This is a genomic window from Rhizobium sp. N324 (genome assembly GCF_001664485.1).
Taxonomy (GTDB): Bacteria; Pseudomonadota; Alphaproteobacteria; order Rhizobiales; family Rhizobiaceae; genus Rhizobium.
Window position 1 is genome coordinate 205,450 of record NZ_CP013630.1, and the last position, 20,914, is coordinate 226,363.

The 20,914-nt window shown below is 62.7% G+C and carries 17 protein-coding genes; 3 read left to right on the plus strand and 14 right to left on the minus strand.

All coding sequences use genetic code 11. The features are described from left to right. Positions 1-86: 86 nt before the first annotated feature. From AMK05_RS00950 to AMK05_RS00960, 3 genes are all read right to left on the minus strand, one after another. Positions 87-308, minus strand: coding sequence for a hypothetical protein (locus AMK05_RS00950; RefSeq protein ID WP_064835722.1), 222 nt, complete (start codon positions 306-308; stop codon positions 87-89). A 407-nt stretch (positions 309-715) separates the two neighbouring features. Then, complete coding sequence (locus tag AMK05_RS00955) at positions 716-1,399, minus strand: SH3 domain-containing protein (RefSeq protein ID WP_064835724.1); 684 nt, start codon at positions 1,397-1,399, stop codon at positions 716-718. Between the two features lie 378 nt (positions 1,400-1,777). Further along, entirely contained in the window at positions 1,778-3,166 is a 1,389-nt protein-coding gene (locus AMK05_RS00960; RefSeq protein ID WP_064835726.1) for a M20/M25/M40 family metallo-hydrolase, read from the minus strand. A 224-nt stretch (positions 3,167-3,390) separates the two neighbouring features. Here AMK05_RS00960 and AMK05_RS00965 point away from each other — a divergent pair, with 224 nt between their 5' ends. Then, positions 3,391-5,775 carry a bifunctional diguanylate cyclase/phosphodiesterase gene (locus tag AMK05_RS00965; RefSeq protein ID WP_064835728.1) on the plus strand — a complete coding sequence of 795 codons (2,385 nt, stop codon included), beginning with the start codon at positions 3,391-3,393 and terminating at the stop codon, positions 5,773-5,775. Positions 5,776-5,794: 19 nt separating this feature from the next. On the opposite strand, the gene AMK05_RS00970 is transcribed toward AMK05_RS00965, so the two are convergent. Beyond that, on the minus strand, positions 5,795-6,211 hold the full coding sequence (locus tag AMK05_RS00970; protein ID WP_003583451.1) for a MarR family winged helix-turn-helix transcriptional regulator: 417 nt from the start codon (positions 6,209-6,211) through the stop codon (positions 5,795-5,797). 406 nt (positions 6,212-6,617) lie between these two features. On the opposite strand from AMK05_RS00970, the gene polA reads away from it, so the two are divergent. Both polA and AMK05_RS00980 read left to right on the plus strand, forming a co-directional pair. Continuing rightward, positions 6,618-9,617 carry a DNA polymerase I gene (gene polA, locus AMK05_RS00975; protein WP_064835730.1) on the plus strand — a complete coding sequence of 1,000 codons (3,000 nt, stop codon included), beginning with the start codon at positions 6,618-6,620 and terminating at the stop codon, positions 9,615-9,617. Positions 9,618-9,790: 173 nt separating this feature from the next. Further along, positions 9,791-12,124: a DNA translocase FtsK gene (locus tag AMK05_RS00980; protein ID WP_064835732.1), complete on the plus strand. Its 2,334-nt coding sequence runs from the start codon at positions 9,791-9,793 to the stop codon at positions 12,122-12,124. On the opposite strand, the gene AMK05_RS00985 is transcribed toward AMK05_RS00980, so the two are convergent. The 10 genes from AMK05_RS00985 to phnL all read right to left on the minus strand — a co-directional run bounded on the left by AMK05_RS00985 (position 12,121) and on the right by phnL (position 20,898). Next, positions 12,121-12,639, minus strand: a complete 519-nt coding sequence (locus tag AMK05_RS00985) for a GrpB family protein (RefSeq protein ID WP_064835734.1) — start codon at positions 12,637-12,639, stop codon at positions 12,121-12,123. The genes AMK05_RS00980 and AMK05_RS00985 overlap by 4 nt on opposite strands. Positions 12,640-12,659: 20 nt before the next feature. Continuing rightward, a complete protein-coding gene (gene phnN, locus AMK05_RS00990; protein ID WP_064835736.1) occupies positions 12,660-13,256 on the minus strand; it encodes a phosphonate metabolism protein/1,5-bisphosphokinase (PRPP-forming) PhnN in 597 nt (198 codons plus the stop codon). Further along, positions 13,253-14,392: an alpha-D-ribose 1-methylphosphonate 5-triphosphate diphosphatase gene (locus AMK05_RS00995; protein ID WP_064835738.1), complete on the minus strand. Its 1,140-nt coding sequence runs from the start codon at positions 14,390-14,392 to the stop codon at positions 13,253-13,255. The genes phnN and AMK05_RS00995 overlap by 4 nt, the downstream gene beginning before the upstream one ends. Before the next feature lie 13 nt (positions 14,393-14,405). Further along, complete coding sequence (locus AMK05_RS01000) at positions 14,406-15,101, minus strand: DUF1045 domain-containing protein (protein ID WP_064841230.1); 696 nt, start codon at positions 15,099-15,101, stop codon at positions 14,406-14,408. 143 nt (positions 15,102-15,244) lie between these two features. Then, positions 15,245-16,588 carry a phosphonate ABC transporter, permease protein PhnE gene (gene phnE / locus AMK05_RS01005; RefSeq protein ID WP_064835740.1) on the minus strand — a complete coding sequence of 448 codons (1,344 nt, stop codon included), beginning with the start codon at positions 16,586-16,588 and terminating at the stop codon, positions 15,245-15,247. A gap of 7 nt (positions 16,589-16,595) precedes the next feature. After that, the gene (gene phnE, locus AMK05_RS01010; protein ID WP_064835742.1) at positions 16,596-17,555 is read right to left on the minus strand and encodes a phosphonate ABC transporter, permease protein PhnE; all 960 of its coding nucleotides are present in this window, start codon (positions 17,553-17,555) and stop codon (positions 16,596-16,598) included. Positions 17,556-17,619: 64 nt separating this feature from the next. Further along, positions 17,620-18,525 carry a phosphonate ABC transporter substrate-binding protein gene (gene phnD / locus AMK05_RS01015; protein ID WP_054182174.1) on the minus strand — a complete coding sequence of 302 codons (906 nt, stop codon included), beginning with the start codon at positions 18,523-18,525 and terminating at the stop codon, positions 17,620-17,622. 87 nt (positions 18,526-18,612) lie between these two features. Next, positions 18,613-19,458 carry a phosphonate ABC transporter ATP-binding protein gene (gene phnC, locus AMK05_RS01020; RefSeq protein WP_064835744.1) on the minus strand — a complete coding sequence of 282 codons (846 nt, stop codon included), beginning with the start codon at positions 19,456-19,458 and terminating at the stop codon, positions 18,613-18,615. Positions 19,459-19,576: 118 nt separating this feature from the next. After that, positions 19,577-20,194, minus strand: coding sequence for a DapH/DapD/GlmU-related protein (locus AMK05_RS01025; RefSeq protein ID WP_064835746.1), 618 nt, complete (start codon positions 20,192-20,194; stop codon positions 19,577-19,579). Further along, a complete protein-coding gene (phnL, locus tag AMK05_RS01030) occupies positions 20,191-20,898 on the minus strand; it encodes a phosphonate C-P lyase system protein PhnL (RefSeq protein WP_064835748.1) in 708 nt (235 codons plus the stop codon). Before phnL ends, AMK05_RS01025 begins: the two co-directional genes overlap by 4 nt. Between the last annotated feature and the right edge of the window lie 16 nt (positions 20,899-20,914).

Here is a 20,914-nt window from a genome sequence, read left to right on the forward strand (position 1 = left end):
GCGGCAGGCGCCGTCATCCGATTGAACTGTAAATGCGGCGATTTAACGGGGTGTTAATAATGGAAAGCAGAACCCGCCGGGGGCGCTCAGAACTGACGGGCCTCGTAATCCTCGAGGGTCTCCGGGTCCTGCTTATATTCCCACACGCCGAGATGAAATCGGCGCCATATCTGGCCGGAAGGGTTGAGAGGCGCGCCGTCGGTAAGGCGGACGGCAAGGATAGGATTGTGTTTATGCCAAACGGTAATGTCTGTCGCGGTTGCCCGGGCGCCGAAAAGCCCGAAGAAAGCCAGGTAGTCTTGCACCATCAGGGTCCAGCCTCGAACGGATAATCGATCCGCAACATCATGAAAGTGCAATAAAGAATCCCGCAGCACAAGGGCATCACGGTGCCCTCACATCAAATTGTCGGTGATCTTCCAGGAGGAGCGAAGAAGCAGCTGAAGATGCGTTGCGGGCCGAAATGCGCGCGCTGCGTTCGGCACTCTGCGCATATCTTTTGACTGGTTGGTGGAACCAATGGGCTCCGCGATGGTTTAGGAGGAAGCGGGACAGCCCCTCACGTCCCGCGCCCGGATCGGCCGTCTCCCCTCAACACGCGCCGATCGACATCAGGCCCGGTGCATCCCCTCATGGGAGCGCCGGGCTTTTTCTTGCCTGCCCGCCGGTGGCCGGGCAGGCGAAAGGGACGGCGCTGCCGCCGCCCCTTCCTATCTTATTGGTCGCAGGAAGGATCGCCGGGCCGGCAATCCAAATCCCTGCGATCGAGTCTGCGATCCCCGTCTCTCCGGTCGTCCCGTCGATTGTCGTCGCGGCCGTCCCGGTCGCCATTTCGGTCGCGCCAGTCTCTGTCGCGATCCCGATCTCGCCGATCTCTGTCGCCGTCCCGGTTGCGATCGCCGTCGCGCCAGTTCCGATCGCGATCCCGCCAATCCCGATCCCGATTATCGCGATCTCTGTCACGATCCCGATTATCGCGGTCGCGATAATAGTAGTCCGGGCCGCGGCTCCAGCGGTCGCGCTCACGATAGAAATCGCGGTTGCGGTAGTAACGATCCCAGTAATTGTCGACGCTGAAGCGGATGACCGGAATGCCGAGCGGACGGTAATATTGCGGACCGACATAGATGCGGCGCTGCTGATAGAGGGCTTGCACATATTGGCCGGAGACCCAGCCGCGGCCACCGTAGAACTCCACGTCGCACCAGTTGAGATCGGAAAGGCAGCCGCGGATCTCAACGGAGGAGCCGGCGGGTATGACCGCGACGGCGGGATATCGGGTGCTCGGACCCGCGCGCATGTTGACGTTCGCCGTCGCATAGCCTTCGGCAGCCTGCGCGATCACGGGCGCCAGCATGAACAGGCCGGCCGCGGCAATTTTAGCAAACAGATTTTTCACGCTTTCTCACTCCTCGTAGGCGCATTTGGCCATCGCCTGGCTGCACATGCCTGGCGTCCGCCGTCTGAAACGAAAGGTCGAGCGACCGCCCGCATTTGCGAAAGCGTTATCATTCACCTTGTCTTTCAATGACTTATATGCGGCCCGCGATGAACGTAGCTTGAACGCGAAACTGCTGCCAATGCCTTGAGGCCGTCGAGTGCTTCCAATGACGCGGCGATCCCGCGCGCCGTTAACGATCTGTTAACCTTTCCGAGGCAGTCTGGCTGCAATACCCGCTTCTCGTTGACCACGGATGTACTGGCACCGAGCGGGCGGATGACGAAAGGCCGGTTTTCACCGGCCTTTTTGTTGTCGCGATCTGGCAGTCCGTTTCGTTCAGGCGGCGAGCGCCTGAAGAATCCGCACCCAGGAGCGGATACCCTTGTGGTAGGAGACAAGCTCGTATTTCTCGTTTGGCGAATGGATGCGGTCGTCGCTGAGGCCGAAGCCGACGAGCAGCGATTCCATGCCGAGCATTTTCTGGAAGTCGCCGACGATCGGGATCGACCCGCCCATGCCGATGACGATGGCGGGTTTCGGCCACTCGTCGGACAGCGCCGTCTTCGCCTTGGTCAGAACCGGCGAATCATAGGAGAGGTGGATCGCCGGCGAGCCGCCATGCGGATGGAACTCGACCGAGCAGTCGGCCGGAATCTTTGAACGCATATAGGCGCGGAAAGCCTCGCGGACGGCGGCCGGATCCTGCGTGCCGACGAGGCGGAACGAAACCTTCGCCGAAGCCTTGGCGGCGATCACAGTCTTGAAGCCTTCGCCGGTATATCCGCCCCAGATGCCGTTGATTTCGGCGGTCGGCCGCGCCCAGGTGAGCTCCAGCACTGAACGGTCCTTTTCGCCGGAGGGAATGGAAAGGCCGACTTCGCCGAGGAAGGTCTCGGCGGTCTTGCCGAGCGTCTCCCATGACGCCTTGATGTTGTCGGGAGTTTCCTCGACGCCGTCGTAGAAACCGTCAAGCGTGATGCGGCCCGTCTTGTCATGCAGGCCGGCGAGAGCCTCGACGAGAATGTGGATCGGATTGGCCGCAGCGCCCCCGAAGAGACCGGAATGCAGGTCGCGGTCGGCGGCCGTGACGGTGACTTCCTCGCCGACAAGGCCGCGCAGTGCGGCGGCGATCGCCGGCGTGTCGCAGTCCCACATGCCGGTATCGCAGACCAGCGCATAATCGGCCTTGAGTTCGGCGGCATTGGCTTCGAGGAAGGGCTTCAGCGACGGCGAGCCGGATTCTTCTTCGCCTTCGAAGAGAACGGTGATGCGGCAGGGAAGCGCGCCGTTGATTTCCTTATAGGCGCGGCAGGCCTCGACGAAGGTCATCAACTGGCCCTTGTCGTCGGAGGTGCCGCGGCCTGTCAGGATCTTGCGGCCGTCGCCGACATCCTTGATCGACGGCTCGAAGGGGTCGTTTTCCCAAAGCTCGATCGGGTCGACCGGCTGAACGTCGTAATGGCCGTAAAACAGAACGTGCGGCGTGTCGGTGGACGCGCCGGCATGGTGGGCGACGACCATCGGATGGCCTGGCGTGTCGCGAACGGAGGCTTCGAAGCCGAGCGTTTCGAGATAGCGGACGAGCCATTCGGCGGCCTTGCGGCATTCGGGTTTGTAGGCGGGATCGGTGGAAATCGACTGGATGCGCAGCAGCTCGAACAGCTTTTCGAGGCTCGATGAAAGATTCTGGTCCGCACGCGAAAGAACCGGTTGTATGTCGGCCATTTTCGACTCCTTTTCGAATTTGGCGGGACGATAGACCAAAGTAGGAAAGCAGGCGAGGCGGAAAAGGAAAAAATCAGGGGCGCGCAAGCGTGCCGAAACGACGTGGATCCAACCTCGTGGAGGGGGCGCCTCGCGATAATAAAGAAAGATCTAATTCAATTTACAGTTAATTAGCAGAACCTAAATAGCATCGACCGAAAATCAGCTGTTCGGGGGGCGCGCAGATGTTTTCGGTCATTGCCTGTATTCGCGACAATCACGACTGGCGCCTGGTCATCGTGGCGGCCGCGGTCTGTCTGGTTGGCGCCATGGCGGCGATGCTGCTGCTTTCCCGTGCCCAGGAGTGCGACGCCGGGCAGCGCAAGCTCTGGATCGGTGCGTCGGGCTTTGCCTTCGGCACCGGCGTATGGGCAACGCATTTCATCGCGATGCTCGCTTATGATGGCGGCACGCCGATCAGTTACGCGCTCGACCTGACGCTGCTTTCCTTTTTGCTGTCGGTCGCAGGCTCATGGGTGGCGATCCTTGCCGCCTCGCAACGTGAGGGACGGTTTTCCCGTATCCGCGGCGGGGTTCTGATGGCGTTCGGCATCGCCTCCATGCACCTGACCGGCATGCAGGCGATCGAGACACAGGCGGTCATCCTCTACGATCCGGTGATGACGCTGACGGCGGTCGTCACCGGAATGCTGCTGTCGAGCGCCGCCTTCCATATCTTCTTCAATCTGAAGGGCATAAGGCGTCTCCTGACCTCGTCGCTGGTCTTCGTCCTCGCCATCTGCACCCTTCACTTCATCTCGATGGGCAGCATTACGCTTGTGCCGGACCCCGGCATGCAGGTTCCCACATTGGTGCTCGACACCCGGGTGCTCGCCGCCATCGTCGTGGTGGCGGCAACGGCTCTTATCCTGGTCGCGCTTGCCGTGGTCTTCGTCCAAAGCCATTTGACGGATCTGCGCGGACTTGCCAATGCCTCGCAGGAGGGGCTGCTGATCCTGCGCGACGGCCGGATCATCGATGTCAACGAACGGTTCCAGGCCTTGTCGGGCTGGAAGCTTGCCGATCTCTCGGGCAAGGCGCCCTCGGATGTGCTGACGGTCGTTCAGGGACCTCGGGAGAACAGGTCCGGCGAGACGCTGCTGAACACCCGCACCGGCAGAGAGATTGCCGTGGAAGCAAACGCCAGCAGGATCGTTTATCGCGGCCGCAATTGCGAGGTGCTGGCGGTGCGTGACCTCACCGAGCGCAAGCAGGCCGAGGAGATGATCGAGCATCTCGCCCACCACGACGTGCTCACCGATCTGCCGAACAGGTCGCTGTTCGACACCCGTATCCGACAGGCGCTGCAGGTGGCGGAACGCAAGAACACCGAGGTCGCGCTGTTCTGTCTCGACCTCGATCGGTTCAAGGCCGTCAATGACATTTTCGGCCACGCCGAAGGCGACCGCATTCTCCGCAAGGTCGCCTCCATCCTGCGCCGGGTGGCCAGCGAGAACGATACGATCGCCCGGCTCGGCGGCGACGAATTCGCCATCATCCAGTCCGCCGGACAGCAGCCGGCGTCGGCGCAAAAGCTTGCGGCTGATATCATCGACGAATTCGCCGCCGAGATGGACACGGCTCGTGACCCCACAGCCGTCGGCGTCAGCCTCGGCATCGCGTTCTATCCGCGGGACGGGCGCACGGCCGAAGAACTCTGCAACAATGCCGATACCGCGCTCTACCGGGTCAAGCATGATGGCCGCGGCAGGGCCTGTTTCTTCGACGCGGAAATGGACGAAGCGGCGCGCAACCGCCGCCAGATCGAAAGCGACCTGCGCCACGCGATCATCCGCAACCAACTCCATGTCAGCTATCAGCCGATCCTCAACGCGCAGAACGGCGAGATCAGCGGCTACGAGGCCTTGATGCGTTGGCACCGGCCGGGCCATGGCCTGACCGAGCCCGACATTTTCATCCCGATCGCCGAGGAAAGCGGATCGATCGTTCAGCTCGGCGAATGGATATTGCAGCAGGCCTGCATGGAGGCCGCGCGCTGGCCGCAGCCGCTGAGGATCGCGGTCAATGTTTCGCCGGTGCAGTTCATGCTGCCCAACCTGTGCGAGCGGGTCGAGGCGGTCCTCGCCGAGACGGGGCTCGCAGCCGATCGGCTGGAGCTTGAGATCACCGAGACAGCCCTGATCCGCGATCGCGACCGGGTGATGGCAACGCTGCAGCGCCTGCGTCGGTTGGGGGTGCACATCGTCATGGACGATTTCGGCACCGGCTACTCTTCACTGTCGAACCTGCGCTCGTTTCCCTTCGACAAAATCAAGGTCGACCGCAGCTTCACCGGCGTGCTGGAGCATGATGCGGCGGCGCGATCGATCGTGCGCGCGATCATCGGCCTCGGCCACAGCCTCGGCATGCCCGTCGTCACCGAGGGTGTGGAAACGGAAATGCAGCGCCGGATCGTCGTCGAGGAAGGCTGCGCGCAGGTGCAGGGCTTGTTGCTCGGCAAGCCGGATATCGAGCCGAGCATGAAGCCAGCCGTTCGCAAAAGCATCCTGTCGGAGCAGGCCGGAACCGGCATGCCGCCGCGACGGCGTACACGCCTCGCCAGCGAATAATCCCAGCGAATGATCGCCCTCAGAGCGCCTTGGCGTTTTCCAGAAGCCGACGGATATATTCGAGCGTCAGTTCGCGCTCGAAAACCCGAAAGCCTTTAAACAGCGCAAGGTCGGCCTCGCGCGCGGTTTCGATCGCCTCGGCCTCCATGGCGCGGGCCTTCGGCGTCAGGAAGAGCAGTTGCGCCCGCTTGTCGGATGGATGCGGCCGGCGCTCGATCAGCCCGTCGCGGACCATGCGCGACAGCGTATTGGCCATGGTCGCCTGCTCGATATCGACCCGCTCGAGAAGCTGTTTCTGGGTCAGCCCGTCCTCGGCCCAGAGTTCCAGCAGAATGGGAAACTGGCCCGGAGAAAAACCGAGGCCGACCGCGCGCTGATGCAGCGAGCGGGCAAAACCCTTCGCCAGCTGGCTGGCAAGGTAAGCTCCCGAATCCATGCGGTTAAATCCCATGATTGCAAGTTAGGCTCAAAACCATCCCGGAGACAATGCAGCAAATCGCATGCGATACTTCAAAATATGCGAGGGGCGACGATAATTTCGAGGGCCTGGAAAAACAAAAGTCGCCATGGCCTGGAGGTTGGCCATGGCGACCTTAAAGTGGGGACAAAGGCCCGGAGAGGGGGATAAGGCCTTTGTCCAAGCCTGACGCGGCGGGGGACAAGCCGGTAATCAGACCCGCGGCGCGATCAAGCGCCGGTGACATGGATTTGTGCCTGAGAATGTGGTTTTTCAAGGGAGGGCGATCGTTACAAATCGGTAACAGTTTGGTGAGCGGAATCTTCCGCGCCACTCGCCGAACTTTAGATGGACCTCGTCCCGTGCCCGCGCTATCCATGCAGCCATGAAAAAAGGCGATCACCTCTTCCTAGTCGATGGTTCCGGATTCATCTTCCGGGCGTTTCATGCACTGCCACCACTGACCCGCAAGACCGACGGCCTGCCGATCGGCGCCGTTTCCGGTTTCTGCAACATGCTGTGGAAGCTGTTGAGGGATGCGCGCAATACCGATGTCGGCGTCACGCCGACCCATCTTGCGGTCATCTTCGACTATTCCGCCAAGACGTTCCGCAAGGATCTCTACGACGCCTATAAGGCGAACCGCTCCGCCCCGCCGGAAGAGCTCGTTCCCCAGTTCGGCCTGATCCGCGAGGCGACCCGCGCCTTCAACCTGCCCTGCATCGAGACCGAAGGCTTCGAGGCCGATGATATCATCGCCACCTATGCCCGCCAGGCCGAGGCAATAGGGGCTGATGTCACCATCGTCTCTTCGGACAAGGACCTGATGCAGCTCGTCAGCCCGAATGTCCATATGTATGACAGCATGAAGGACAAGCAGATCGGCATTCCCGATGTGATCGAGAAATGGGGCGTGCCGCCGGAAAAGATGATCGACCTGCAGGCGATGACCGGTGATTCCGTCGACAATGTGCCCGGCATCCCTGGCATCGGCCCGAAAACTGCCGCCCAGCTGCTGGAGGAATACGGCGATCTCGACACGCTGCTCGACCGCGCTACCGAGATTAAGCAGGTCAAGCGCCGCGAGACGATCCTTGCCAATATCGATATGGCCAGGCTCTCTCGCGACCTCGTGCGGCTGCGCACCGATGTGCCGCTCGACCTCGATCTCGACGCGCTGGTGCTGGAGCCGCAGAACGGCCCGAAGCTGATCGGCTTCCTCAAGACGATGGAATTCACGACGCTGACGCGCCGCGTCGCCGAAGTCTGCGATTGCGATGCCAGCGCCATCGAACCGGCGATCGTCCACATCGAATGGGGCAAGGCTGCCCATGGCCCCGATCTCGACGCGGCCGAGCCGGACCCGGTTGCCGGCGGCATCCCCGAGATCTCGGGCGAATCGGTGCCGGTGCCGCCGCGTGCCAAGGCCAAGGCTTCGGTCGAAGGCGCCTTTTCGCCTGCCGATCTCGCCAAGGCGCGGGCCGAAGCCTTTGCCACACTGCCCTTCGATCATTCGACCTATGTGACGATACGCGATCTCGCCACGCTCGACCGGTGGATCGCCGATGCGCGCGATACCGGCCTCGTTGCTTTCGATACCGAGACGACCTCGCTGGATGCGATGCAGGCCGAGCTTGTCGGCTTCTCGCTGGCGATCGCCGACAATACGGCCGATCCCACCGGCACGAAGATCCGCGCCGCCTATGTGCCGCTCACCCATAAGAACGGCGTCGGCGATCTGCTCGGCGGCGGCCTCGCCGACAACCAGATCCCCATGCGCGATGCCTTGCCGCGGCTGAAGGCCCTGCTGGAGGACGGTGCGGTCCTCAAGGTCGCGCAGAACCTGAAATACGATTATCTGCTGTTGAAGCGTTACGGCATCGAGACCAAGAGCTTCGATGACACGATGCTGATCTCCTACGTGCTCGACGCCGGCACCGGCGCCCATGGCATGGATCCGCTCTCGGAAAAATTCCTCGGTCATACGCCCATCCCCTACAAGGATGTGGCCGGCAGCGGCAAGGCGAACGTCACCTTCGATCTCGTCGATATCGACCGCGCCACCCATTATGCCGCCGAAGATGCCGACGTGACGCTGCGGCTGTGGCTGGTGCTGAAGCCGCGGCTGGCGGCCGCCGGATTGACCAGCGTCTATGAACGGCTTGAGCGGCCGCTGCTGCCGGTGCTGGCGCGCATGGAAGCCCGCGGCATCACCGTCGACCGGCAGATCCTGTCGCGCCTGTCCGGCGAACTGGCCCAGGGTGCTGCGCGCCTGGAAGACGAGATCTATACGCTCGCCGGCGAGCGGTTCAATATCGGCTCGCCGAAGCAGCTCGGCGATATCCTGTTCGGCAAGATGGGTCTTGCCGGCGGCAGCAAGACGAAGACCGGGCAATGGTCGACCTCTGCCTCGGTGCTCGAGGATCTGGCCGCCGCCGGTTTCGAGCTGCCGCGCAAGATCGTCGACTGGCGCCAGCTCACCAAGCTGAAATCCACCTATACCGACGCGCTGCCCGGTTATGTGCACGCGGAGACCAAGCGGGTCCACACCTCCTATTCGCTGGCATCGACGACGACGGGACGCCTGTCCTCCTCCGAGCCGAACCTGCAGAACATTCCGGTGCGCACCGCCGAAGGCCGCAAGATCCGCACCGCCTTCATCTCGACGCCGGGTCACAAGCTGATCTCCGCCGACTACAGCCAGATCGAATTGCGCGTGCTTGCCCATGTGGCCGAGATCCCGCAGCTGACCAAGGCCTTCGAGGATGGCGTCGACATTCACGCGATGACGGCGTCGGAAATGTTCGGCGTGCCGGTCGAAGGCATGCCGGGCGAAGTGCGCCGCCGCGCCAAGGCGATCAATTTCGGCATCATCTACGGCATTTCGGCCTTCGGCCTTGCCAACCAGCTGTCGATCGAGCGGTCGGAAGCCGGCGACTACATCAAGAAGTATTTCGAGCGTTTCCCCGGAATCCGCGATTATATGGAAAGCCGCAAGGCCATGGCGCGCGACAAGGGCTATGTCGAAACCATCTTCGGGCGGCGAATCAACTACCCCGAAATCCGCTCTTCCAATCCGTCGGTGCGCGCCTTCAACGAGCGCGCCGCGATCAACGCGCCGATCCAGGGCTCGGCTGCCGACGTCATCCGCCGGGCGATGATCAGGATGGAGCCGGCGCTCGCCGAGGTCGGTCTTGGCGAGCGTGTCCGCATGCTGCTGCAGGTGCATGACGAACTTATTTTCGAAGTCGAGGATGAGGATGTCGAAAAGGCGATGCCGGTTATCGTCTCGGTCATGGAAAACGCCACCATGCCGGCGCTCGAAATGCGCGTGCCGCTGAGGGTCGACGCGCGCGCCGCCAGCAATTGGGACGAGGCGCATTAGCCTCGTCTCCACAAAATCGGCAAAGATTTTTCCGTTTAATTCAACTCACTGAAATCGCAGCGAATTAGCGACGGGAGCCGTATCGGAACGATACGGCGGGAAGGAACTTATTAACCTTCCTTTTCTATCCCGGTAGGGTCGTAATTTGTTAGGCATGAGTGAGTAGCGGACGCATGCGTTTTCCCAGAACCAATTTGACGGACGCCGGGGACTTTTCCAGCGGGATTGAAACGGACCTTCCGGCGGTAGAGCCGGGAGAAAAGCCGGCGGCGCCGATCTGGCAGAGCAATTTTTCCCTCGCGCCGAACGTCCGTTTTACCCGCACGCCGGAAACGCTAATCAGCAAGCGGCGGGCGCCGGATGAACCCATCCGCGATGATTCGCAGATGGGACAGCAGGCGATACGGATCGAGCCGGTCGCCGTCGATGTGCCCTTCGATATCTATCTGCCGGAGCCGGACGAACTTCCCGCAGCACCGCAGATGATCGAACTGCAGCCATCCTTCGTTCCCGACGAGCCGGCCGCGCCTTCCTTCCGGGCCACCGCCGAGCTTTCTTCCATTTCGGATTTCGCCTTCTGGGAGGTCATGGCCTTCGAAGAGGCCGAGCCGGTTCGCCCCCCTGCCGTGATCTCGTTCCCGAAGGCCGAGACGGCGCCAGAATCGATCACGTCGCTGTTCCGCATCATGGAATGGCGCCCGGGCCGGCCGATCGCTGCTCCCGTCGCCTCCCGCCCGGTTCCGCCGGCGGCTGCGACCTCCGCAAAGCCTGCCCCGCGCCCTCCGGCCGCCATATCCCTGGAACGGCCGCGGCGCATCCCCGTCGAGATCCCTGTTGTGCCGGCCCCTGCGCCTCAGCCGGCGCCTACTCTTCACGTCGCCCCAGCCCCTCAGGCCGCCCCTGTGCCCCAGCGCACGCCGCCCGTTGCCGCGGTTCTGCCGTCGCCGCGCCTGGCGGCAAGGCCGGAAAGGATCGACGCCTCCGGTTATCAATTCCCGCCGCGCGCCCTGTTGCAGGAGCCGCCGGAGCGACTGGGCGAGATCATGTCGCAGGAGACGCTGGAGCAGAATGCCGGGCTTCTGGAAAGTGTGCTTGAAGATTTCGGCATCAAGGGCGAGATCATCCATGTCCGCCCCGGTCCCGTCGTCACTCTTTATGAATTCGAGCCGGCGCCGGGCGTGAAGTCGTCGCGCGTCATCGGCCTGGCCGACGATATCGCCCGCTCGATGTCGGCGCTTTCGGCCCGTGTCGCCGTCGTGCCCGGCCGCAACGTCATCGGCATCGAATTGCCGAACGTCACCCGCGAAACCGTCTATTTCCGCGAAATGATCGAGAGCCAGGATTTCGAGAAGAGCGGCTATAAGCTGGCACTCGGCCTCGGCAAGACCATTGGCGGCGAGCCTGTCATTGCCGAGCTCGCCAAGATGCCGCATCTGCTCGTCGCCGGCACCACCGGCTCGGGTAAGTCGGTCGCCATCAACACGATGATCCTGTCGCTGCTCTACCGTATGACGCCGGAACAGTGCCGGCTGATCATGGTCGACCCGAAGATGCTCGAACTCTCCGTCTATGACGGCATTCCCCATCTCCTGACGCCCGTCGTTACCGATCCGAAGAAGGCGGTGATGGCGCTGAAATGGGCCGTGCGCGAGATGGAGGAGCGTTACCGCAAGATGTCGCGCCTCGGCGTGCGCAATATCGACGGTTACAACGACCGCGTGGCGCAGGCCCGCGACAAGGGCGAGACCATCCACGTCATGGTCCAGGTCGGCTTCGACAAGGGCACAGGCGCCCCGATCGAGGAAAGCCAGGCGCTGGACCTGACGCCGATGCCTTATATCGTCGTCATTGTCGACGAAATGGCCGACCTGATGATGGTCGCCGGCAAGGAAATCGAAGGCGCGATCCAGCGTCTGGCCCAGATGGCGCGCGCGGCCGGCATCCATCTGATCATGGCGACGCAGCGCCCGTCGGTCGACGTCATCACCGGCACGATCAAGGCGAACTTCCCGACCCGCATTTCCTTCCAGGTCACCTCGAAGATCGACAGCCGCACCATCCTCGGCGAACAGGGCGCAGAACAGCTGCTCGGCCAGGGCGACATGCTGCATATGCAGGGCGGCGGGCGGATTTCCCGCGTCCACGGTCCCTTCGTCTCGGATGCCGAGGTCGAGAAGGTCGTTGCCCATCTGAAGACCCAGGGCCGCCCCGAATATCTCGACACCGTTACCGCCGACGAGGAGGAAGAGCCCGAAGAGGAAGAAGCCGGCGCCGTCTTCGACAAGAGCGCCATGGCCTCCGAGGATGGCAACGAGCTCTACGAGCAGGCGGTCAAGGTCGTCATGCGCGACAAGAAGTGCTCCACCTCCTACATCCAGCGCCGCCTCGGCATCGGCTACAACAGAGCCGCCTCATTGGTCGAGCGCATGGAAAAGGAAGGCCTGGTCGGCCCGGCCAACCATGTCGGCAAGCGCGAGATCGTTTCCGGTCGGGGTGACGGCGATTAATCAGGCGCGGAGTGCGTTACGCACTCTGCCAATTGCACTGTCTCGCTGACGAATGCGGTCTTTCCACCGGTGTAGACGCCCCAATCGCCGCCTGCCTCTACAGCCAGGCGGCGTTTCAGATCGGCATAGGCCGTGGCCCTTTCGGGGTGATCCCGAAGGTAGTCTCGAAACAGGATGCGCTCCCGATGGGCGCGGTTACCGGGCTCGCAGAGATAGAGCTTGAACCCATAGGCTTCGTGATCTCGGGTGAACGCCCAGCGTTTCTCTCCCCTATCGCCGTGGAAGACAAAATCGGCAGCGCGCAGCATTTCGATCGCCATTGGCAGAACGTCGTCGGAGATCGTGACGACATCGAGATCGATCTTCGGCTTGGCCGCCAGGCCGGGCACCGACGTGCTGCCGATATGGTCGATGGACAGCACGAGATTGCCGAGCAGGGTGGAGATCTCGGCGCTGATGTCAGCAAAGAGCCGCGGCCAGGAAGGATCGTAGTCGACCACTTTGATGGCGCGCATGCCCTTCCTCTCAATTGCGGTCAATGCACCTCGGCGAGCAGCCCGTCGAGGATCGTGACTATCTTCTGCTTGGCCTCTTCGAGCGAGCCGCTATTGTCGAGTTCCGCCACGTCGTAGTCGCCGCGCACCGTCAGCGGCCCGCGGGCAAGTCTGGCCATGATATCCTCATGCGTCTCGCGCCCGCGCGCCTCCAGCCGGCTGGCAAGCACTTCCGGGCGAGCGGTGACGTTGATCACCTTGAGCCGCGGGAAAGCCGCCTGGAAACGGTGAAGCGCCGAGCGCGAGCCATTGGCGACGACGACATGGCCGCGCGACAATGCCACCGAGACCTCGGCCGGAATGCCGTATTTCAAGCCGTGCGCCTCCCACCAGACGGCGAAGGAGCCCGACTGCTCCATGGCGGCAAATCCTTGGAGGGAGACGGAAAGATGGTCTTCGCCGCCGGCGTCGCGGTGGCGGGTGATGACGCGGCGGGTGAAATGAACCTCGGCACGGCCGGCGAAATGCCGGGCGGCAAGGTTCATCAGCGTGTCCTTGCCGGCGCCGCTCGGCCCGACGACGACGACCATGATGCCGCGCTCGGCTCCGGCTCCTGGATGGGGTTCGTACGGGCTCATGCGACACGGCGTCCTTGGCGCCAGACGGAGCGTGTCACCGGCACGCCATGCGAACGGTGGACGCGGACGAGATCGGCGCGCAGCCCGGTGGCGATCCGGCCGCGGTCGTTGAGACTGACGGTGCGCGCCGGCGTCGACGTCACCATGGCGATCGCCTTCGGCAGGGTGATGCTCTCGACTTCATCGGCGAGGATGAAGGGCGCATGCAGCAGGCTGAGCGGCACGTAATCGGAAGACAGCACGTCGAGCACGCCCATCTCGGCGAGGTCGCGGGCGGCGATATTGCCGGAGTGGGATTTGCCGCGCACGATGTTCGGCGCGCCCATCAGCACGCTCATGCCATGTTCGTGCGAGGCGCGGGCGGCATCGAAGCTGGTCGGGAATTCGGCAAGCCGCACGCCGTTGTCGATCGCCTCGTCGACATGGGAGAGCGTCGCGTCGTCATGGCTTGCGACGGTGATGCCGCGCTCGGCGCAGACCTTGGCGATGGCATTGCGATGCGGTGTCGAATTGCGCGCCGATTCCGCCTGGCGCTTGGCGACGAAGCGCGCGAAGACCTCGTCGCTTAAGCCCCGCTTCTTCTGATAATAGAAGATATATTGATCCATCGTCTGGAACTGCCGCTGGCCGGGGGCATGATCCATCAGCGAGACCAGGCGCACATGCCGGTCGTTTTCGAAATCGGCGAAATGTTCGAGCACATTGTCGGCCGAGACCTCGCAGCGCAGGTGGAGGAGATGCTCGGCGCGCAGCCGGCCTTCCTTCTCCGCCGACTGGATGGCATCGGCCATCTCGCGCATCTCGCCATGTTCGAAGCCGCCGTCCTCATCAGCCCCCATGCGCAGGCAGTCGAACACCGTGGTGATGCCCGAGGTGACGATCTGGGCGTCATGCGCCTGAACCGCGGCCGTCTTGTTCCAGCGGATGCCGGGACGCGGCTGATAATGACCTTCGAGATGGTCGGTATGCAGCTCGACGAGGCCGGGAATGATGTAATCGCCTTCGAAATCTTCGCCGGCTACCGAGTTGCCTTCGGAAATGTCGGCGATCTTGCCGTCGCGAATGACAATCGAGCCCGCGAGGATGTCATCCTCGAGAACGATGCGGGCGTTGGAAAACACGGTCTCTTTGCTCATCTCGTCGGGTCTTTCAGCTTTTGGCGCCGGAAAGCGGCAGCCAGGAATGAACTTTGAACGGGGCGCCGCGCGTTTCCTCGGTGAAGACGGCGAGGCCGGAAATCGCAAGCGGCCGGTTGGTGAAAACGGCAAAACGCTCGGTCAGAATGGTTTTCATCACCGCGGCGCGTGGCTCGGGCACCTGGCCGGTGAGCGTCATGTGGAAGCCGAAATCCTCCATCACATAGGGATAACCCCAGCGCTGCAGATTGGCGCGCTGGCTGTCGCTGAGCTTCTCCGGGTTGCGCCGCGCCATATCGGCTTCGGACAACGCTGCGCGAAACGGTTCGAAGGACCTTACCACCTTCGCGGCGAAATCCTGAAGCGGTTGATGAACAGAACCCGGAACAAGGGCAAAAAAACGGCCGAGCTGGCCAAGCACCAGTTCGGGAATCTCGAAGGCTTCAGTGCGCGCGGCAAACTCCTCGACGACGGCCATCAGATCCCTCTCGGTGACCGAAGCGGCGAGCGAAAACGGCGCCTTGATCGTCGCGTGAAAGCCGTAGCGGCGCGGATCGGCGGTCAGGTCGAACTGCTCTGCCGCACCGAGTTGCTCATGCTCCGGTGCAGGATAGGTCTCGTCACTGAATGCATCGCGGCCGAGCCAGCGCGAGGCCGCGCCGGTCAGGGGATCATCCTTCGGCGGCGAGAAATAGAGAGCGTAGCGCAAGGCTTTTATCCTGGGGATCGTCGAAATGGGGAGCGCAATGTGCAGTGATTTGGCGGCGAACCGCAAGCAGGTTCCCGGCTAAAAGATTTCCGTGACAGAATGATGATGGCGGCAGCGCCGCCACAGCCTTTCCGGCCGATGGCTCAGTGGGTTTTCGTGCCCATCAGCCGGTGGCGCAGCGCGTTCGAGGCGGCGTCGAAAAGGAAGACGACGAGCAGGATCAGGATGACCATGTAGGCGACGTTTTCCCAGTTGGCGTTGGTGCGCATCGCCTCCCAGAGTTTGAGACCGATGCCGCCGGCGCCGACGGCGCCGATAATCGTTGCACCACGCACGTTCGATTCCCATTGGTAGAGCGTCTGGCTGACGATGACGGGAACGATCTGCGGCATAATGCCGTAACGATGGACCAGCACGGTTTGAGCGCCGGTTGATTGGATGCCTTCCCGTGGCTTGTTGTCGATATTTTCCAGCCCTTCGGAATAGAGCTTGCCGAGCGTGCCGGTCTCGGTGAGGAAGATCGCGCCGCTGCCGGCAAGCGGGCCGGGGCCGAGGGCGCGGGTCAGGAACAGCGCCCAGATCAGCATGTCGACCGACCGCAGGAAATCGAAGAAACGCTTGAGGATCTGATTGAGGAGCCGGTTCGGCGTGATGTTGCGTGCCGCCAGGAAGGCGAGCGGGAAAGCGGCGAGCGACCCCAGCAGCGTTCCGAGGAATGCCATGACGATCGTCTGGAAAAGTTTGGTCCAGACGTCGCCATGCTGCCATTCGCTGTTGTTCCAGATGTCGTCGAAGGCGAGCGACAGGTTGGACTGGTCGGGCTTGATGCGCGGCCCCGAGACGATGAGGCTGACGACCTCGCCGATCGGCTTGTCGAAGAAGGACGATTGCGTGTCGAAGACGAAATTCGCCCAGCCGATGAAACGCTTGCGGATTTTCACCCGGTCGACGGAAATGCTGACATTGCCGGCAAAGCCGAGATCGGCAAGCACATTGTCGTCATAGACGGTCATCCAGCCGGGCACTGGCCCGACCACCTTAGGCGCACCGCTCGTGACCTCGACGGGGACGCTGATGCCATGCGCGGTGACGATCGTCTGGCTCTTCGAGACCGTGACGGTGCGGCTGGCGCCGCTGATCGAAACGGTGATGCTGTCATCGGGATTGTCGACGAGCCAGTCGGGATGGGGATTGTCGCCGAGCGGCGAGAAGCGCGGATACCGCACTTCGATCGAGCCGTCGTCCTTAATGCGGAATTCCGGCTGAACGTCGTAGCTTACCCATTGGCTGAGATAGATGCCGACGCGCTCCCAATGGGCTTCGGCGAACAGCTTGGGCAGGTCGAAAAACCAGACGGCATAGAGGCTGTAGAGCAGCGTCGCGATCAGGATCATCAGCCCGCCGAAACGCTGGCGGAACGAGCGGTGGAAATATTCCGGATAGTGCGCTTCGATCTCGTGCATCCGGTTGGCGTCGATCACCGTCATGGCGGCCTCAATGTTGCAGGAGGAAGGCGTGCTCGCCGACGAGGCGGCGACGCAGCCATGCTGAGAACTGGTCGACGGCGACGATCGTCACGAACAGCAGCAGAACGAGCGCCATCGTCTTGGCGCCGAAGCCGCGCGAGATCGACAGCTTCAATTCTTCGCCGATGCCGCCGCCGCCGACGGCGCCGATGATGGTCGAGGCGCGCACGTTGATCTCGAGCCGCAGCAGCGCATAGGAGGTGAAGTTCGGCAGCACCTGCGGCAGGGCGGCGAAGCGCACGCGCTCGCACCAGTTGGCGCCGACCGCTTTCATGCCCTCATGCGGCTTCATGTCGATATTCTCGGCCACCTCGTAGAAAAGTTTGCCGAGCGCGCCGATCGTGTGCAGGGTGATGGCGATGATGGCGGCGACCGGCCCGATCGACAGGATCGCCGAAAACAGGCCGGCAATGACGATCTCGGGGAAGGCGCGCAAAAATTCCATCAGGCGTTTGGTGAAGATGCGCAGCGGCCATGAACGCGTCAGGTTGCGCGCGGCAAAGAAGCTCAAGGGAACGGCAAAGACGAAGGCGACGATCGTCGAGATCAGCGCCACGTTGATCGTCACGATCATCAGCTCGAAATATTCGGGAATGTAGAAGGCGCCTGAGATATAGACGCGGCCCTTGTCGAAATTGAATTCCTCCCCGCCCTTGTCGTTCACGCTCGCTATGTCGAACAGCGCGCGCCAGACGTCGTTCCAATCCTTAGGGATGAGCCAGCTCAGGAAATCGAAAAGATGCGGCAGGCGGTCGAAGAAATGGCCGGCATTGCTCTCGTCGGCGAAGCGGACGGAGCTTGCGAAAGCCGCAATCAGAATAACCAGGCCGAGGATGGTGTAGAAGCGGCGCCTGGCGACCATCCGCTCCCAGGCGGTGCGGATCTCCCTGGTGCTCTGCATCTGCGGCTGTGTATCGGCAACAGTCATGGACGCCTCGCCCGGTTACAAAGAAGGGCGGCCGTTTCCGGCCGCCCCGCATTCAAGAGGCCGATCAGCCGCCGATGGCAGCTTTGCGGACTTCGACGACGGTGTTGTAGAACTCGTGCTTAACGGGGGCATAGCCCTTGTAGTCGCCGCCTTCGATCGCGGCGAAGCACTTGTGATCCTTTTCCGGCAGCGCCGTGAAGAAGGCTGCAAGCTTCGTCTGCCAATCCTCACCGAGAGCGTTGCGAACGACGAGCGGGCCGTTCGGGATCAGCGGCGACCGCCAGACTTCAACCAGCTTGTTCGGATCGACGGCGCCCTTGTCGACTTCCTTGCGGAACGTGCCCGAGGTGTAGCCGTCCTTGAAATCGCCGATGCCCGACGAGTCGTCGACGGCGACGTCGACCTTTCCGTCATAAGCGGCGAGAAGGTTGTTCTCGTGGCCGCCATTGAACTGCGTGGAAGCGAAGAACTTGTCGTTCGGCATGCCCGTGTCCTTCGGGATCTGCGTCAGCGGAACGAGATAACCCGAGGTGGAGTCCGGATCGGCGTAGCCGAGCTTCTTGCCCTTGGCGTCCTGGATGGTCTTGATACCGGATGATTTCAGGGCGAGGCCGATCGAGTGGTAGCCGGTCGAACCATCCTTCTGCTGCGTCGTGAGGATCGGCGTGACAGCCTTCGGATCCTTGATGTAGACGGCTGCGTAGCCCGAAGCGCCGAGTTCGGCGAAGTCGAGCGTGCCGCCGAGCAGGCCCTGGATGACGCCGTCATAATCGGCGGCCGGGAACAGCGAGACCTTCTCGAAGCCGAATTCCTGCTTCAGGTGGTCGGCGAGGCAGGCATAATTGCGCAGGCGGTCGGTTTCGTTTTCGCCGCCGAGGATGCCGATGCGGAATTCCTTGAGATCTGCAGCATTGGCGGCGCCGGCGAGCGCGAAGAGCGCCGTTGCCGCAAAGAGTGCTTTCTTCAACATGTGTCTCTCCTATTGACCGGTATTCCCCGGTCTCCCGTTACGAAGAAGTGTGCCCTTGACGCGGGCGCTCGATCGCGGCCGCCTCGCTCAGAGGCCGGCCAGCGCCAGCGGTTGGACGCCGGCGGGTTGATTGTCTGCCCGCTCGGGAGCGATGTTGATCGACGTCGAGGTCATCGTTTCGTCGATGCCGGCGCCGTCCTTGTCTGTCCCGTAGATCGCCTTCACCGCCTCGGCGGTCAGCTCCGACGGCTTGCCGTCGAAGACGACGCGGCCGCCGGCCATGCCGACGATGCGCTCACAATAGTTGCGGGCGGTATCGAGCGTGTGGAGGTTAGTGATGACGGTGATGCCCTCGCGCTCGTTGATGTCGCGCAGCGCATCCATGACGATCTTGGCGTTCAGCGGATCGAGCGAGGCGATCGGCTCGTCGGCGAGCACCATCTTCGGGCTCTGCATCAGCGCCCGCGCAATCGCCACGCGCTGCTGCTGGCCACCGGAAAGCGTGCCGGCCGGCTGTAGTGCCGTCTGTTCGATGCCGAGGCGTTCGAGGGCTGCGATGGCGTATACACGTTCTTCGCGGGTGAAGATGTTGAGCAGGCTGAGAAGCGTCGAGCGGTGGTTGAGGCGGCCGAGCATGACATTGGTGAGAACATCGAGGCGCGGCACCAGGTTGAACTGCTGGAAGATCATTGCGCAGTCGCGTTGCCAGTTGCGCAGCGCCCCGCCGCGAAGCCCGGAAACCTCGACGCCGGCGAAATGAATGGTGCCGGAGCTCGGCTCCTGCAGCCGGTTGATCATCCGCAAGAGCGTCGACTTGCCGGCGCCGGAACGGCCGATGATGCCGACCATCTGGCCCTGCGGGATGGCGAGCGTGATGGAATCGACGGCGAGCTTTTTTCCGAAACGGCGTGTGACATTCTTGAGCTCGAACATCATGCTCTTCCCTTGCGATCCAGGCCTTTGGTCAGGATCGCATTAGTCCCGCTTGATGAACCTCGCGTGTCATATTTGTGTAGTTCGTGTCACAATTCTCAGCGCCTATATCGGAGGTTTAGCCACCATATCTCGCTAGAAAATCTTCCGCGCTCAGGTTGCGAAAATCCTGCAACGCCTGGCGCAGAAGGTCATGGTCCCAGTCCCACCAGGCAAGCCTGTCCATGCGCTCGCCGACCGCTTTCGAAAAGCGCTCGCGGATCAATTTAGCCGGCACCCCGCCGACGATCGAGTAGGCCGCGACATTCTTCGAGACGACCGCGCCGGCGCCGATCACCGCGCCGTTGCCGACGCTGATGCCCGGCAGGAGCGTCGCCCCATGGCCGATCCAGACGTCGTGGCCGATCGTCACCCGGTTTGCGCGCCGCCAGGCGAAGAAGTCTTCCTCCATGTCGCCGTCCGGCCAGTAGTCGGCGGCGCGATAGGTGAAATGATGCAGTGTCGCGCGCCAGGTCGGATGGTTGGTGGCGTTGATGCGCACGGCGGCGGCAATATTGACGAACTTGCCGATCGTCGCGCACCAGATGGAGCCGTCCTGCATGATGTAGGAATAGTCGCCGAAGGTGGCTTCGCTGATGCGGCAGCGTTCGGAAACCTCCGTAAAGCGCCCGAAGCTGGACTCGCTGACCGAGGCTGTCTCGTGGATAGAGGGTTCAATGCCCAGCTTGCGGCTCATGCGGCGATCTTTCCGGGAGAGAAGAGCTGGACGTCGAGAATGCGGTCGGCGACCGCCTCGCGGACTTCTTCGTCGTGGAAGATGCCGAGAAGGGCGACGCCCGCCTGCTTCTTCTCCTCGATCATGCCGACGACGACGGCACGGTTCCTGGCGTCGAGCGAGGCGGTGGGTTCGTCGAGGAGCAGGATTCTGTGCTCGGTGATGAAGCCACGGGCGATGTTGACGCGTTGCTGTTCGCCGCCGGAGAAGGTGGCGGGCGGGAGTTGCCAGAGCGCTTCCGGCAGGTTGAGCCGGGCAAGCAGGGCGCCGGCCTTCTCCCGTGCCGCGACGGCGTCTTCGCCGCGCGCCACCAGCGGTTCGGCGACCACGTCGATTGCCGCCACGCGCGGCACGGTGCGCAGGAACTGGCTGACGTAACCGAGCGTATGGCGCCGGACGTGGAGCACGGTGCGCGGGTCGGCGGCGGCGAGGTCGACGATGCGCCCGTCGTGGCGGATGAGGATCTGGCCGGTATCGACGGCGTAATTGCCGTAGATCATCTTCAGCAGCGAACTCTTGCCGACGCCCGATGGGCCGCCGAGCACGACGCATTCGCCTGAGGCGACCGAGAAGGCGACATTGGAAACGACGGGCAGCCGGATGCCGTCGCGCAGATGCATGGTGAAGCTCTTCGAGACTTCGGAAACGACGAGGGGCGTTGGCATGATGTCTTCTTTCCTG